The 16,764-nt window shown below is 36.7% G+C and carries 12 protein-coding genes; 9 read left to right on the top strand and 3 right to left on the bottom strand.

The window, feature by feature from the left end:
* Positions 1-52 precede the first annotated feature (52 nt).
* Both solA and QFZ72_RS28050 read right to left on the bottom strand, forming a co-directional pair.
* Positions 53-1,204: an N-methyl-L-tryptophan oxidase gene (gene solA, locus QFZ72_RS28055; RefSeq protein WP_307440327.1), complete on the bottom strand. Its 1,152-nt coding sequence runs from the start codon at positions 1,202-1,204 to the stop codon at positions 53-55.
* A gap of 26 nt (positions 1,205-1,230) precedes the next feature.
* Entirely contained in the window at positions 1,231-3,663 is a 2,433-nt protein-coding gene (locus tag QFZ72_RS28050) for a GcvT family protein (protein WP_307440325.1), read from the bottom strand.
* A gap of 589 nt (positions 3,664-4,252) precedes the next feature.
* On the opposite strand from QFZ72_RS28050, the gene QFZ72_RS28045 reads away from it, so the two are divergent.
* Positions 4,253-5,788 (top strand): glycine betaine uptake BCCT transporter, encoded by a 1,536-nt coding sequence (locus QFZ72_RS28045; RefSeq protein ID WP_307440323.1) that lies wholly within the window; start codon positions 4,253-4,255, stop codon positions 5,786-5,788.
* Between the two features lie 8 nt (positions 5,789-5,796).
* On the opposite strand, the gene QFZ72_RS28040 is transcribed toward QFZ72_RS28045, so the two are convergent.
* Positions 5,797-6,450 carry a TetR/AcrR family transcriptional regulator gene (locus QFZ72_RS28040; RefSeq protein WP_307440321.1) on the bottom strand — a complete coding sequence of 218 codons (654 nt, stop codon included), beginning with the start codon at positions 6,448-6,450 and terminating at the stop codon, positions 5,797-5,799.
* Positions 6,451-7,490: 1,040 nt separating this feature from the next.
* On the opposite strand from QFZ72_RS28040, the gene QFZ72_RS28035 reads away from it, so the two are divergent.
* The 8 genes from QFZ72_RS28035 to QFZ72_RS28000 all read left to right on the top strand — a co-directional run bounded on the left by QFZ72_RS28035 (position 7,491) and on the right by QFZ72_RS28000 (position 16,763).
* A complete protein-coding gene (locus QFZ72_RS28035; RefSeq protein ID WP_307440319.1) occupies positions 7,491-9,020 on the top strand; it encodes a glycine betaine uptake BCCT transporter in 1,530 nt (509 codons plus the stop codon).
* A 436-nt stretch (positions 9,021-9,456) separates the two neighbouring features.
* Positions 9,457-9,984, top strand: coding sequence for a hypothetical protein (locus QFZ72_RS28030; RefSeq protein ID WP_307440317.1), 528 nt, complete (start codon positions 9,457-9,459; stop codon positions 9,982-9,984).
* Positions 9,985-10,825: 841 nt separating this feature from the next.
* Positions 10,826-11,539 (top strand): FadR/GntR family transcriptional regulator, encoded by a 714-nt coding sequence (locus QFZ72_RS28025; protein WP_307440315.1) that lies wholly within the window; start codon positions 10,826-10,828, stop codon positions 11,537-11,539.
* Between the two features lie 60 nt (positions 11,540-11,599).
* On the top strand, positions 11,600-12,535 hold the full coding sequence (gene kdgD, locus QFZ72_RS28020; RefSeq protein WP_307440664.1) for a 5-dehydro-4-deoxyglucarate dehydratase: 936 nt from the start codon (positions 11,600-11,602) through the stop codon (positions 12,533-12,535).
* A gap of 87 nt (positions 12,536-12,622) precedes the next feature.
* Complete coding sequence (gene gucD, locus QFZ72_RS28015; protein WP_307440313.1) at positions 12,623-14,083, top strand: alpha-ketoglutaric semialdehyde dehydrogenase GucD; 1,461 nt, start codon at positions 12,623-12,625, stop codon at positions 14,081-14,083.
* A 43-nt stretch (positions 14,084-14,126) separates the two neighbouring features.
* Complete coding sequence (locus tag QFZ72_RS28010) at positions 14,127-15,137, top strand: mannonate dehydratase (RefSeq protein ID WP_307440311.1); 1,011 nt, start codon at positions 14,127-14,129, stop codon at positions 15,135-15,137.
* 83 nt (positions 15,138-15,220) lie between these two features.
* On the top strand, positions 15,221-16,219 hold the full coding sequence (locus QFZ72_RS28005; RefSeq protein WP_307440310.1) for a tripartite tricarboxylate transporter substrate binding protein: 999 nt from the start codon (positions 15,221-15,223) through the stop codon (positions 16,217-16,219).
* Positions 16,220-16,310: 91 nt separating this feature from the next.
* Positions 16,311-16,763, top strand: coding sequence for a tripartite tricarboxylate transporter TctB family protein (locus QFZ72_RS28000; protein ID WP_243551595.1), 453 nt, complete (start codon positions 16,311-16,313; stop codon positions 16,761-16,763).
* The last annotated feature ends 1 nt before the right edge of the window (position 16,764 follow it).

The raw sequence follows: 16,764 nt of genomic DNA, 5'->3' as shown, positions 1-16,764 counted from the left end.
GGAATCATTAAACGATAGTCTGGCATAAGGTGTTTTATCCATTCACAAAAATTTATTGATAGGCAAAACGCTGCGGGCTGAATAAATCAATGGGATGATTTGTTTTTCCATCGATCACTAAATCTGCTAATATTTCACCTACAACACTAGCAAACTTAAATCCATGTCCAGAAAATCCAGCTGCAACTGCAACTTGCGGATGTTCGGGATGGGCAGAAATAACAAAATGTTCGTCAGGTGTGTTTGTATACATACATGTTTTTCCTTGTAAAAAGCGACCGTTTAGTTGTGGAATGCCTTGGGCAAGATACTCTCTCATCATGTCCACTTCTTCGCTATACACGTTTCGGTCAATGGTTTCTGGTGTACATGGTTTGCCCTTGCGGAAAAAGGCGACTTTTGCACCTTCAGCGCCTATTCCTACAGAAGGAAATCCATATAATTGAACATTGTCATCTGCTTCCCATATATAAATCGGTTGTTTTCCAACACGGAATGGCTCAATTCCTCCTGTTGGTTCAAAGAACATTTGAATATGACGCTCTACTTGTAGGCTTACCCCTAAGTCTTTCAGGATCTGTGGTGCCCAGGCTCCTGCCGAAATGACCACTTTTCCAGCTTCATATATCCCGTTATTTGTCACAACACGGACACCTTCACCAGAAGGATGTGCTTCCCACGATTGAACAGATTCGAAGAATCGAAGGTCGGCACCATGTTTTTCTGCATGAAGAAGATGGGTGTATACACTCCGTTCTGGTCTGACAAATCCAGCCTTTTCTTCGTATAATGCGATTGTGTTAGGTGATGGATTAAATACTGGGAAACGTCTGCGAATATCAATTGCCTCCAGCACGTCGTAAGCAAGGTTCCATTGTTTCGAACTTTTAATACTGCCGGATACAGTTAAACTGTCTGGAGGACCCATCATTAATCCTCCTGTAACCGTCATAATCTCTTCTCCGCTTTCTCGCTTAATCTCATCCCATAATTCGTAGGCACGAAGCAATAATGGAACATAAGCAGGATCTTCAAAATAAGATTGCCGAATGATCCGTGATCCGCCGTGGCTGGATCCTTGGTCATGTGCCGGACCAAACTGCTCAAGTCCAAGTACACGTTGACCTCTTTTTGCTAATTGATAGGCTGCTGTACTGCCCATCGCTCCTAAACCGATGACAATGACATCATAATGTGTTGACATGTATAATCCTCCTGGCTGTTTTGATTTTATTGATAAGCACTCACAGTGGATTGGGTCATTCTTTTCGCTGTGTAGCGTTTCCCAAAGTATTCAATACTTAATTCGCTTCCTTTGTTGACAGTTTCAGGTGATAACAAGGCATACACAATTCCCTTGCCCAGGCTGTATGCATATCCAGCACTTGTCACAAAACCAGCTACTTTATCTTCATCTAATACTGGTTCATACCCCATCACAACCATTGAAGGATCATCCAGCAGTAAAGGAGTTAACACTAGGTTTGGTCCCTTTGCCTTGCGGCCAAGCAATGCTTGTTTCCCAATGAAAGTTGGTTTCGTAAGGTCGACCAAATGATCGAGTCCCACTTCATAAGGGTCATGTTCACTCCAGAAGTCTTTTCCATTCCTTAGTGAGAGTGATTCGATTCGAAGATTTTCAAGTGCACGGTCTCCTGCAGCAATGAGCTGATAGTGGCGTCCTGTATCTAATAGGACATCCCATAACTTTAATCCTTGGTCGAACGTTGTGAATAACTCCCATCTTTCTGTACCGGCATAGGAATCGTAAACTGCAAGGACTGGAACATTTCCGATAAATCCTTCTTTGGCTTGTCCAGTTTCCCATTCACTTTTATTAAAAGTCTGGGGATCAAGAGAATGCATGATCTCGCTCGCCTTACCGCCAATTACACCAAGACCGCACATTCCGGCCGTTAGATCTTGGATCACAACCCGGCTGGATACAGGCACTTGTTTTTTAATCCAGCTCGCTTCAACTGCTCCTGTGCAAAGAACAAAGAATGTTGAAGCTGCGGTACGAATCACTTTTATTTCATCTTTTATCCCAGCTAATTCATGCAGCATTAAGGTACTCGTCACATGCCCGATTGGAATATCGATCGAGCTTGTTGTTAGGTGCTGCAGAAACTCAATTGCTCCTTCGCCACTGATTTCCAACCGTTTTTTCGCTGCTGTCACATCATAAAGTCCAGCATATTGAAGCGTATGCAGCTGCTCAGCTTCGATAATTGGCGACCAATACTGGGCTGCCCATCCATTGCGCTTTAAGATGCTTTTTTCATAGGTTGCAACCAGAGAATCATTTGCTTCATACCATTGCGGCTGTTCCCAGCCTGATTTTTCATTAAAATAAGCGCCTAATGTTTTTTGACGCATATAATATGGACTTACACGCATGTCGCGCGAAGTTTCCGGCGGCATGAACGGGTGATGAATATCGTATACTTTTTCATAATTTTCAATAGAGCGCTTTTTATAATAAGCAGGGCTTTGTGCATACGTGTCAAATCGATTAATATCACACAACTCCAAATCGAGGGTTGGTGCTCCATTTACAATCCATTCTGCCATTTGTTTCCCAACACCAGCAGAATGAGTTACCCATATAGCTTCTGCCGCCCAAAAACCACGTACTTTTTGTGATTCTCCTAGTAGTGGCATCCCATCAGGTGTAAAGGAGAAAATCCCGTTTATTCCTCTTTTCACGCCTGCTTGTTTTAAGGCAGGAATGATTTCAAGGGCATCTTGCCATGGCTTTACAAAATCTTCAGGTGTAAACGGCTTTACAGACGGCATTTCTTTCGCTTCGCCATATTTCGTAATTTCACTGACCTCTACAGGCAATGGTCGATGTTGGTAAGAACCAATCCCTATCCCATTGAACACTTGGCGATAATACATGGCACTATCCTGATGACGGATAATCGGCGTTGATACTTCTTCCGTTTCACCAGCTAGTTCTTGTAAATCATTCGAAAATACATATTGATGAGCGATTGGCTGAAGAGGAATCGTGACGCCTACCATTTCTCCAATGCGAGGCCCCCAGAATCCTGCACAGCAGATGATTAAGTCCGCTTCAAAACGTCCAGCACTTGTTTCCACTGCTTTTACTTGACCATCCACTACCTCGATGTCCGTTACTTCTGTGTGACCGTAAAATTCAGTCCCGCAAGATTTAGCAAAATGAGCCATTTGGTCAACAGCCCGAAGGGGTTTGGCAATTCCATCTGACGGTACATACAGTCCACCATAAATGTTGTCTGTGTTGAGCAGCGAGCTTTTTTGGGCACATTCTTCTGGTGAAAGAACAAATGCCTCCATTCCCCATGATTTTGCAACGCCTGCTTTTCGTTTTAAATCTTCTAAACGTTCGTGAGTATTTGCAACTTCAAGACTTCCTACCGAATAGAAAGAGGGTTGTCCTTCATAACTTAATTCTTTGAACGCTTCAACTGTTTGAGAAGCCAATGTCGTTAGCACTTTGGAAAAACCAAGTTGAAACACAAGTCCAGGAGCATGCGATGTTGATCCCCCTGTTTCAAATAACGGCCCTTGTTCAATAACCGTAATGTTTCGCTGCCCCATTTTGCTTAAATAATAGGCCGTACTACATCCAACAACACCTGCACCAATGATGACAATTTTCTTTTGTTCCATAACTCTCCGTCCCACTCCCCTCGTTTACCTTCATAGTAATGTTACAAGGTTTACTTTGTTCTCATTCAACTACTATTGCTCCTGGTGTACCCAAAGAAAAAAATAATTGACAGAAGAAAAACGTTAATTGCTTTTTCTAATTAATCATTTTAGTTTGGTAGGAACACAAAAATGGTTTACAATATTCCATAATCAATTGTTTCATAGTGGCATTTACGACAGAAAAAAATAATTTTGAGTGATCTAGGTAGAATTTTTTCTCTAGGAGTATTGAGGAAGTGGCAAGATGTACATAATTCCAGAAGGCTGATAAACTTCTTCACAATGAAGATTTACATTAGGAAGTGCTTACACTTTTAGTAGTCTTTAATTCAAATCATGAGAGTTTTCTTGACTTAGTCATAAATCAACTCCTAATTGATAATCATGATTATTTAATAATTAAGATAATTATATTCTCGTTTTTTCAGAAAGTAAATAATTAAATTTTCTAAAAATTCTATTTTCAATAAAATCAAGATTATGATATTATCATGTTTAGTTCTAAAAAGTGTAAGCGGTTGCTAAAAATGGGAGGGATAAGATAAAAGTGAAAAAAAATAGTGTTTTCATTTCTGCACTGTTAATTTCAGGATTATTTATTTTGTTTGGAATATTTTTCAATGAACTTATAGCGAACTTAACTGGAGCCTTTTTGAAAATTACAACAGAATACTTTGGCTGGTTTTACTTATTAGCAACTCTTGTTTTCCTGATTTATATTGTTTATTTAATGTTTTCGAAGTTCGGAAATTTAAGATTAGGTAAGGAAACAGACAGACCTGAATACAGTACAGTTTCTTGGTTTTCTATGTTATTCAGTGCAGGAATGGGAATTGGGTTAGTGTTTTGGGGAGTTGCAGAACCAATCATGCATTATACCTCACCACCTTATGGAGAAGGGAATACAGATGAATCTGCAAATACAGCGATGATGTATACTTTTTTTCATTGGGGATTACATCCATGGGCGATTTATACATTTATTGGTTTGAGTCTCGCTTTTTTTCAATATCGTAAAAACTTACCGGGATTGATTAGTTCAATTTTTTCCCCAATCTTGGGTGATCGAATATATGGTCCTATTGGCAAAACTATTGATGTATTAGCTATTGTAGCTACTATATTTGGCATTGCCACATCTTTGGGCTTAGGAGCGTTACAAATTACTAGCGGTATTAATTTTCTCTTTGATATACCCAATAATTTCACCAACCAGATAATTATTATTATTTTATTAACTTTATTATTCACCGGTTCTGCTTTTGTTGGCATTGACAGGGGTATGAAGGTTATATCAAACACGAATATTTTGCTGGCCATTTCGCTAATGATCATCTTGATAATATTAGGGCCGACGGCTCAAATTTTTAAAGTGTTTACCAACACATTAGGAATCTATCTTGATCAATTTTTATATACAAGTTTAAGAATACCACCTATAGGGGATAATTCCTGGGTTTCAAGCTGGACATTATTTTATTGGGCATGGTGGATTGCATGGGGACCGTTTGTAGGAAGCTTTATCGCAAAAGTTTCAAAGGGAAGAACTATCAAAGAGTTTATTTTAGGTGTTTTAATAATTCCAACCTTAGGAACATTTTTTTGGTTCTCTACTTTTGGAGCTTCAAGTTTGCATTTGGTTCATGACTTAGGAAATAAAGTATTAGTTAGTGCAGTAAACAATGATGTTTCAGTAGCTTTGTTTGTTTTTTTAGAAAATTTTCCTGGTGGTTTTGTGCTAAGTCTTGTTTTTTTACTATTAATTGTCACATTCTTTATCACATCTGCCGATTCGGCAACCTTGGTTTTAGCCATTTTTTGCTCAGAAGGAAGATTAAACCCATCTCGAGGAATTAAGATAACATGGGGAATAGCTCTAGCTCTCATATCGGTCGTGCTGTTATTAAGCGGAAGCTTAGAAACTTTACAATCTGCATCTATTGCAGCAGCTTTTCCATTTACCATTCTTATGATTATTATGTGCTATACCTTATATAAAGCATTAAGAGAAGAGAATGCTCAGATCATAATCCATTCAAATAAGACAGCTGATCAAAAAGAGGAAAAAAAAGAAGTCGTTTAAACTTAGCTTTAAAGAATGGTATTACGAATGTGATTAACAGTTACTTCTGTTGCTTCATCAACAGTATAAGTAGATCTTTTATTGATAAACAGCGTAAGCATTCCCTGCCAGATTAAATAATGACTTTCTGCAATTCGTTCAGCATTCATCTCTTGAATGTATCCCTCGCTGATACATTGGTTAAAGGCAATAAGTGTTCTCTTAGATAAATTAGATTCTAAAAGCATGGGCTTTATTTCATCTGGAAATGCTAACAAATCAGTTGGGAAGTATTCGTAATATTTTGTTAAATTAATAGGGTGAGTACCTAAATTAGCCGAAAATACTGCATAGTAGATTTGTGGAGATTCAAAAGAATATTTACAAAAGCATTCCCAAATCAAAAAATATCTTTCTAAGGGTGTTCGTGCTTTCTCAAGATACGTTGGTAAAGCATCCGTGTATTTTTTTACAAACCTCATAGAAGCAAAGAAAATGAGGTGGGATAAGTCTTCAAAGTAGTTATAAATCGTTGCACTGTTATAACCTGCTAAATCAGCGATTTTTCTTATTGTAACTTTATCAATCCCTTCTTCTTTGATAATATCAGCAGTTGCATTAATAAAGTAAGACATCATCCGAACACTTTGCTTTTCTTTATTTTTTTCTTTTTGTCTTTTCAATATTTAACACCTACCTCAGTTTTACTATAATTAATTTTGAGTGTAACATAAAATAGCACTCTATATCATCAATGAAGTCGCTTACATGGATCCAGTCCTTCTATTTATGAGAGAAACATGTGAATCAGTGATCAATTAACTTGTCCAATTCCTAATTTTATCAAAATTTCTCCTCCAATAAAAAGTTCCGATAATAGGTAATATCGGAACTAAGAAGTTGAATATCGAAATTATAAATTTCAAACAATATGAATCTCGAAAAGTAAGAAGTTCTTTTTACAAAAGAGAAATGGAACTTTATTAATTAATGAAATTTATACATTAACGGGCAGTAATATAGGCGTAATGTTTTCTTGGCTATAGAGAATTTTTTGAATCCAATATAGTGAACATATGGTATGTGCAACTGTGGTAAACGTGAATATCCACGAGTGCATATTATTCATATATCCATATGCGTTTAGCAAAGTGTTTGATCAATGATCAGATGCTTTTTTGTTTTTATCCACAAGTATGCGGTGGATCCACCGTCCGTTCGTTTGTAGTTAGATATTTTTGTGAATTCTAACTATCCGGTCGAGCTTTCACTCTTTGAGATGGATTAGGATGGTCACAGGCGTGATCCAGAATACGTTTGAAGGTGTGCGGATGAACCTGGGGTCGATCATTTATGCAGATGTCCCTCGAGCGTTACAAGCCTAAGGCTTATACTGAATAGTCGTACAAGATTAAAGTGGGAATTGTGCGTAAAAATTTAACAAAAAAGTGCGATAAATGCAATTTAATAGTGACCTTTTTAATGTTTAAACAATTGTTTTTTTTTAGAAAATATCTAATATTTAAAATTATTAGTTAATTTTAATTGTGATTATGGTATTATCTTGATTAGGGTTGTTAAAAAAAATTCGAATAGGAGGAATTGAATGTAAAATAATATTTTATTACACACATTTTTTTTCGAATTCGTGCAAAAGAAAAGGGATGAAGCGCACCACCGAATACTCAGGAACCACTTTTATCGAAATAAAGGAGGAGTTAATATGAGTAAAAAGAGGATAAACGAAAATATCGTTTTTTATGTTTCAGTCCTACTAACGGTTGCTTTCATAATTTGGGGGATCTTTTTTACAGAGAGCCTCTCAACGATTTCCACTGCTTTTTTTAATGGTACCCTTGACTACTTTGGGTGGATTTATCTTAGTTCAGCCATCTTTTTTGTTATATTTTCAGTTTACTTACTATTCTCTAAATTCGGTCATATTAGGTTGGGAAAGGAAACAGACAAACCGGAATTTAAGACAGCATCCTGGTTAGCTATGCTTTTTGGTGCAGGTACGGGTGTAGGAATTATCTATTGGAGTGTTGCAGAACCTGTATTTCATTATACGAGTCCACCTTCTGGAGAAGGGAATTCAGAAGCGGCTGCTAATCTAGCGATGGAGTATACATTTTTTCATTGGGGTTTCCATCCCTGGGCTATCTACACAGTCATTGGGTTAGCCCTTGCTTTTTTCCAATTTAACAGAAGATTACCAGCATCAGTGAGTTCTGCTTTTTATCCTCTTTTAAAGGAGAAAATCCATGGTCCGATTGGGAAAACCATTGATATCCTTGCTGTCTTTGCCACCATCTTCGGTATAGCTACCTCTCTTGGTTTGGGTGCCAAACAAATTTCAGCTGGACTTAATGCTTTATTTGGTATTCCAAATACTCTTTTTGTTCAAATCATCGTTATTTCCATTGCTACTATTCTATTCATAATCTCACTATCCACTGGATTAAAAAGAGGGATTCAATATTTATCCAACACGGCCATGATCCTATCGTTTTTCATCATGTTCTTGGTCTTAGTACTGGGACCTACTTCTTCGATTTTTAAAGTGTTTTTTAATACTATGGGCGGCTATGCAAGTAATTTCGTTGATATGAGTTTAAACTTAGGACCTTTTGATGACAGCAAGTGGATTGGGAGTTGGACTTTATTCTATTGGGCATGGTGGATCGCATGGGCCCCGTTTGTAGGTATGTTTATTGCCAGAATTTCTAAAGGAAGGACTATAAAGGAGTTTGTCATTGGAGTATTATTCGTCCCATCACTTGGTACGTTTGCTTGGCTTTCCATCTTTGGAGGATCAGCTCTTCATATGATTCATAACTTAGGTCAAAAGGAATTAGCAACACAAATTACTTCAAATGTTGATTTATCCGTTTTTAGTTTTTTTGAATATCTACCCGCAAGTTCTTTATTAAGTATCGTAGGCTTTGCAGTCATGATGATTTATTATATAACGGTAGCTGATACATCCACTTTTGTGTTGGGTATGCTCAGCGAAAGAGGCAATTTAGACCCCTCAAATAAAATTAAAGTTACGTGGGGGATTATTCAGTCAATGGTTGCCGCGGTATTACTTTTGGCAGGTGGTTTGCAGGCACTACAAACTGCCTCCATCGCAGCTGCATTCCCATTTGCAATTATTATGGTGGTCATGTGCTGGTCATTATTCAAAGCTTTAAAGGAAGAGGTTAGAGAAGACACTATCCCGATCCCTAAAGAAAAAATTATTTCTTAAATAGCAACTCCTGTGACGAATTAAAGCGAAGTGTTAGCTGAAGTACGATAGTAAGGTAACACTGTTGATTCCTATTACTTACGAATAGAGTGAGGGTCGTTCATAAAGGGACACTCACTCTTTTTGTTTTATCCGTTTAAAACTTAAATAAAATTCCTCAGATAATTATCGTTCCATAATTAATATATGAATGTTTGCTTAAATTTTTAAACAAACGTTTAATTATAGAAAAAGATAAACAAAAAGTAATGGTTTTATCAATTTTTCACACAAGATAGGCTTTTGACTGCTTTCATTTTTAAGAGATATTTCTTAGTTATCGAGGGAGTTCAGTAAATTGCAGCCGATTCTTTAAGGAAAGCACCCCGATAGTTGAAGAACCTCACAAAAAGTTTAATTCCAAATATAAGGTAGGAACGTATTTTAAGGTTTCTTTATGTTCGAGTATCATTACGATATATTGGAAAAGATAGCTGATTCTCTAGAATTAGCTATGAAAATTCAAGACAAATCTAAAATAAAAGATTCTCCGATTCAAAAATATGTTTCAAATGCTTCTTCGATAGAGGAAGTTTTAAAAAATATTGATTTAATAGATAAATTAAACAAGAATTTAGTAGATAGAATTTCAAAAGCTGTTGAAGATGAGATAAGCCAATATAGAGAGGCAATTGTAGCATTAGATTATATTCCTGAAGTGAGACAATATATTCGGGATGGAAATGTAATGGATAACACTGGCTTTGGTACAAACGGTATTACACCTAGAATGGTCTTGAATAATGTTACAGAGGCTTGGAAAAATTATAAGAATGGAGGCTATTTAAAGAAGGATTTAGATCATTTAAATGATTGCCTTAATAATTTATATGAGATGAATAGACATTTAGCCTATTTTCTAAGAGAGATGCTTTACGATAATAATCCAGATGGGGATTATGAATTTATAATTGATAGATTTTAAAGAACAACTTGGTAAACATCAACGTAAGGAAGTCGCCTTTTTTAAGTCGGAAATTACTTACAGTATAATTATCCGATTTTTTCGGCAGAACACCTATTACAGCAAGCCTGTAGACCAAGGAAGTCTTAAGACTGTCTGTTTTCTTCAGGAATAAGTACTGCTGTTTTAGATGAAAATGCCCAAAATAATTGGGTGGCTGCACAACAGACTGATCTGAAGGGAAAGAGCGACTTTCTGGCAGTCTGTTCGTGTCGCTTCGGCATTAAATGGACCGATAACTATGGTCTGTAAGGCTTTTGCCTACATTCCGTAAGTTCCTGTTCCACATGCGGCAAGCCGCCATACCGAACGAGCCGAAAACCTTAAGAAAAGCTGGATAAAAGAATAAGAGATTTAAAGGAAAGCAGCCAATTATGGCTGCTTTTTTATTATTCTTTCCCTTTTGAATCCGAATCGTAAAACAGCGCAAGCCGACTACGTTTTCAGCCGGAAACAAAGACGGCGAGTCAATCGATTAAGGGACAAAAAACTTTTTAAAGGCGCTTGCAGCATAAAAAATTTTTGTGCTTATCCCTTGATTGATTGCCTATGCGTGCTTTTCGTTCTCCTTGCAAAAACAGCTGGACCACTGTTAGATACAGCCTATTTTATTCAGGATTTGGATTTCTTTTTAGATGAATGCAAGTAAAATTTGAATTTTTTATATTTTTAGAATTGACAGTTAATTTTATTTGTCTTACAATTTTAATTAGGAATTAAATTGTCTTACAAATAAACAAAAAGACAATTAAACAAATAAAAAAATAAAAGTTCTCACCACTTTCAAAAAGGAGGAAGTGTTTTGGGAGAAAAAAAAGAATTTGAAGGTAATATAAAATCAGTCTATCGAAAATCACTGTCAAAACAAGTAATTGATGAAATAATCGATTTACTTATGACTGGTCAACTAAAACCTGGGGAACGATTACCTTCAGAGTTTGAACTGATGGAAATCTGTAATGTGAGTAGACCAGTTATACGAGAGGCCTTAACTTCTTTAGAAGTTATGGGGATTGTTAACCGTAAAACGCGAAATGGAACATTCTTTTCAAAAAAAGTAGGTAGCGGACCTTTCTCAATGATGTTAGCACTTTCAGCTGGTGATTTGCTTTCAATTTGTGAAATCAGAGTCGCATTAGAGCTGGGTCTAGTAACGTTAGCGGCTGAAAAAATAACAGATGAAGATCTTGCTAAATTAAAAGGAACGATTGATAGAATGAAACTTTTAACAACAGAAGATTCTTCCGAAGAAGATAAAGAATTTCATATGATTATTGCACAGAGTGCCAAAAATGCTTTGTTTGAAGGCGTCATAAATCCCTTGCAACAGTTTCATCACAAAATATTAGAAAAAATCCCGTTGGAAGAAAGGGATTTAAAAGAGACAATGCGCCAGCATATTGAAATATATAATGCACTTGAAAAACGTGATCCAATAGCAGCATATGCCAGTATGTATCACCATCTTAATTATGTTAGACAGAAAGCAATTAAAAGTTTAAAACCTGATAGCTAGTTTCCTAGTGTAAGTATTATCTAAATAAAAAAAGTTAATTTGGGAGGGCAGGTCACAATGATGGCAATCGAAAGAAAAGCAGTACCAACGGGTATCCTAGGTTTTCCAACTGCTCCTTATAATGAGAATGGGAAATTAGATGAAAAAGCTTTAGCGGCAAATATTGAATTCTTAGTGAAAGAGGGACTCTCTTCCATCTTTATCGCTTGTGGTTCAGGCGAGTTCCATGCAATAAACAAAGCGGAATACCAAGCTATGGTTGAAGTAGCTATGTCTGTGGCAGGAGGAAAGGTTCCTGTGTATACAGGGGTAGGAGGAAATATTTCACATGCTGTTGAGGTAGTGAAACTATCTGAAGATTTAGGTGCTGATGGCTATTTAATTCTACCCCCATATTTAATTGAAGGTGAGCAAGAGGGTTTGTTCAACTATTATAAAACAATTGTCGAGAATAGTGACTTAAATGCAATTGTTTATCAACGTGATAATGCAATTTTACAATTAGATACTCTACAAAGATTATTAGATTACCAACAGATTGTCGGGCTTAAAGATGGGCACGGTAATATGGAGTTGAATCTTGAACTAACGCAAACAATTGGTGACCGACTTGAATGGTTAAATGGGATGCCGTTTGCTGAAATTACAATGCCGGCATATGCGCCAATAGGATATAATTCGTATTCTTCAGCAATGTCAAATTATCTTCCGCATATTTCAAAACAATTTTACAAAGCGTTGTTGGAAGGTAATGATCACCTTGTACGAGATATATATGTGGATATTCTTTTACCAATTAACCGAATTCGCAAGGCTAGAAAAGGCTATGCAGTATCATTGATTAAAGCAGGTATGGAAGTTATAGGATTACCAGTAGTGAATACAGTTCGTCCGCCGGTGATACCTGTAGAGAAGGAACACTATCAGCAACTAGAAACAATTATTAAATATGCATTGGAAAAGTATCCTGCAGACAATAAAGAGATCAGTTGTTAGTCAATGAGAGATTAAATATGTAAGCGTTTGCTTGAATTGCAAGAGAAAGTAATCTAGCAATGAGTTTTATTTGAATGGAGGATAACAATGACTATAGAAATAAAGACAAAAACATACTTAAACTTTTTGAATGGTCAATGGGTAGCATCTTCTAGCGGGGAAGTACAAGCAAGTTTGAACCCCGCAAATAGTGATGTTGTAGGCTATGTTCAAATGTCAACAAAGGAAGAGTTAGATCAAGCTGTTTCAGCTGCCAAAAATGCACAAATAACATGGAGAAAATTATCAGGTAATGAACGAGGAAATTATTTGCATAAAGCAGCGAATGTTTTAGAACGTAAAGTAGATGAAATTGCTGAATGTATGACTCGTGAAATGGGTAAAACTTTACCTGAAGCAAAAGGTGAAACAGCAAGAGGAGTCGCAATCCTTCGATATTATGCTGGAGAAGGAATGCGTAAAGTAGGTGATGTCATTCCATCAACTGATAGTAAAGCATTAATGTTTACAAGTCGTGTGCCTTTGGGAGTGGTAGGCGTTATTACACCTTGGAATTTTCCTGTAGCTATTCCGATATGGAAAATAGCACCTGCCCTTATCTATGGAAATAGTGTTGTAATTAAACCTGCACAAGAAACTGCAGTTACATGTACAAAAGTTATCGAATGTTTTGAAGAAGCAGGAATCCCTCCAGGTGTACTAAATCTAGTTACTGGTTCAGGTTCAGTTATCGGTCAAGCACTTACTGATAATCCAGATGTAAACGCGATTACATTTACAGGATCAAATGAAGTAGGGAAAAGAATTGGTCAAGGAGCTTTAGCCCGTGGTGCAAAGTATCAACTTGAAATGGGCGGGAAAAACCCAGTTATTGTTGCTGCAGATGCGGACTTAGAACTTGCAGTAGAAGGAACAATTAGTGGAGCATTTAAATCCACAGGACAAAAATGTACAGCGACAAGCCGTGTGATAGTAGAAAGCAAAGTTTATGAAACATTTAAAGAAAAGCTGGTAGCTAAAGTCAAGGAAATTACAGTTGGTGATGGCTTAAAAGAAGGTATTTGGATGGGACCATGTGCCAATGAAAGTCAACTTAAAACAGTATTGTCATACATCGAAAAAGGGAATCAAGAAGGGGCAACTCTACTTATCGGCGGCAAACAGTTGACCGGAGATGCTTATGAAAAAGGACACTTTGTAGAACCAACTATCTTTGAAAATGTTACTTCTGAAATGACTATTGCTCAAGAGGAAATATTTGGACCAGTCATAGCGCTTATTCAAGTAGATACTCTTGTAGACGCTATAGAGGTTGCTAATGACGTGAGGTTTGGTTTAAGTGCTTCTATTTATACAAGCAACATTCAAAGTATGCTTTCGTTTGTTGAAGAAATGGAGGCTGGGCTTGTCCGAATTAATGCAGAAAGTGCAGGAGTTGAGCTTCAAGCACCATTTGGGGGAATGAAACAATCAAGTTCCCATTCGCGTGAGCAAGGTGAGGCAGCAAAAGAATTTTTCACTGCAATAAAAACTGTTTTCATAAAATAGCACTTTTACTTAAAAATAATAGAATTGAAGGTGATTCGTTTTGATGAAGGTTTCAGTGACTGCAAATTACTTTGATTTATCCGATAAAGATTTAAAACAGATGAGTCAATTAGGTGTTGATTGTGTTGACTTTGGTAATGGATCATCCTTTCCTGGTGTTAAGGAACAGGGCTATCCAGACCTTGACGCTTTGCTAAAGCAAAAGAGAAGGATTCGATCATGGGGTCTTGATATTAATCGTGTAACGTTACCTAATATTACAGAAAACTTTATGAATGACGGTGAAGGTAGTGAGCACACAATTGAAAACGCTGTCAATTCAGTGAAGGTCTTCGGCGAAGCAGGGATTAAAATTGTTAGACAAAGATTTGCAGGAGACGTTTACCAGGGATTATCAACTCCATATACAGCCTATCAGCGTGGAGGTGCAATTTCTAGAGGAGAAAGTTTAGGATTTACAAAAGAAAAGGCGATTACTCCTACTCTGGAGGAAAGCATCAAGTGGAGAGAGAGATTTAATGAAGTATATAGTCAAATCGTTCCGATAGCACAAGATTACGATGTCAAAATAGGTATGCATCCATCCGATACACCGCATCCGGACAGTCCATTTGGCGGACTGGGTTATCATCGAATAATTGATGAATTTCCTAACAAAAATGTAGGTTATATTTATTGTGTCGGAACAAGAGCTGAAGAAGGTGGAAGTTCACTAGTTTTAGATGAGATTAATCATTACGGACGTAAAGGTAGATTATTTCTTATCCACTTTAGAAATGTTAGAGGAAGTCTTGCTACAGCAAAAGCATTTGAAGAAGCTTTATTAGATGACGGTGACTTGAATATGTTTAAGATTCTTTTAGAGCTCAAGAAGGTCGGATATGAAGGCTGTATTAATCCTGATCATGTTCCTATTATGGAAGGAGATTTACCTGATACAGATGTAAAATGGTCTAATTCAAATATTGGATGGAGTTCATCTAGTATAGGGTTTGCTTATTCAGTGGGATATATAAAGGCTTTGCTTACAGCCCTAAATGAATTTTCAGGGTGAATAAATCCTTTTAACTATTTTATTAGTTAAAGAGTTATCTAGTTAAGAAAACAATTTAAACTATAAATTAGGGGGGATTCTAAATGAAAAAAGTTATTTCTTTCGTTTTCATGGCAATTTTAATTTTCAGTATTCTGGCTGGATGTTCAAGTACTCAGGAAGCTAATTCGAATCCTTCATCAAGTAAAAAGGATAATTTTCCTAATAAGCCGTTAAACATAATTGTAGCTTTTGATGCAGGCGGAGGAACAGACACTACAGCTAGAACACTTCAGCCATACTTGGAGGATGAGTTAGGGGTTACAGTAAATATCATTAATAAACCAGGTGGCAGCGGCTGGGTTGGATGGAATGGAATTGCCAATGCCAAGCCTGATGGATACACAATAGGATTTCTTAACTCCCCTAATCTTGCAAGTGGATTAGTCAATCCAACAATGGAGAAGCAAATTGATCTAGATAAATTTCAAACAATAGGAAATCACGTTGCTGATCCTGGTGCTGTAGCAATTCGAGTGAACGACAACCGATTTTCAAACTTTGAAGAATTAGTGGAGTATGCAAAAAAAAATGAAGTAACCACAACAGCAACTGGAGTGGCTGGGGATGATCATTTAGTTACATTAAAATTAAACGAAAAACTCGGTACGAAATTTAGAGCAATACAATTTGAGGGTACTGCTAAGTCTAGAGCTGCTTTCTTAGGTGCACACGTTGATGTATTAATTACCAGTGTTGGCGAAGCTTACCCAATGCATCAAGAAAAGCAATTAAAGGTTGCAGCGGTGACGGCTGAGGGAAAATCACCTTTCCTGCCAGATGTTCCTACAGTTGCAGAAGCTGGTTTTGAACCAGTTATCTCTCAATCAACTAGAGGGTTAGCAGCACCAGTTGGAGTAGATCTGGAAAGAATTAAAGTACTCCAAAAAGCGTTAGCGAATGCTGCAAAGAATGCCGAACACGAAGAAAAGATGAGAGAATTAGGAACTCAGACTCATTATGTTAATGGCGATGATTATATGAAATTATTAGAAAAAGATAAAAATGATATTGAAGATATAAAAGATTTAATCGGCTGGTAAAAAAATTAATACCCGGTTCTTCCTGTGAACCGGGTATTTTTAAAAGAGTTTATTGCATAAATTAGTTATCTCCAAGAAAGGAGTTGTTCTAATGAAAAATTATGGTGTATGGGTTGGGGTTTTTATATTATTATTTTCGATCTTTATGTTTAATTCTTCACTTAAGTATGAATATTATGGTCAGTATGGGCCAGGTCCAGGATTTTTTCCATTGTGGTTAAGTGGCTTACTTGGAGTTTTTTCTATATTGTTTATCCTTGACTCCTTAAGGAAAAATAATAGAATTACCTTTTCAGATGTTCTTCCAAAAGGAAAAATTTTAATCAGTGTATTAAAAGTTGTCCTTTCCATTTTATTATTTATCCTTATTTCACCTCATTTGGGATTTATCGTTTCCAGTATTCTTATTATGCTCATTCTTCTTATACCTGATTTTAAGTGGACTACCTCGCTTAGTACAGCAACTTCAGTAACACTAATATTATTTGTAGTTTTCAAGACAATTTTGGATATTCCATTACCAACTAACATTTGGGGATGGTAAG

The sequence above is a fragment of the Bacillus sp. V2I10 genome (assembly GCF_030817055.1).
Classification (GTDB): domain Bacteria; phylum Bacillota; class Bacilli; order Bacillales; family Bacillaceae; genus Bacillus_P.
Note: the sequence above shows the minus strand (reverse complement) of the source record. Positions and strands in the feature narration are given on the sequence as shown.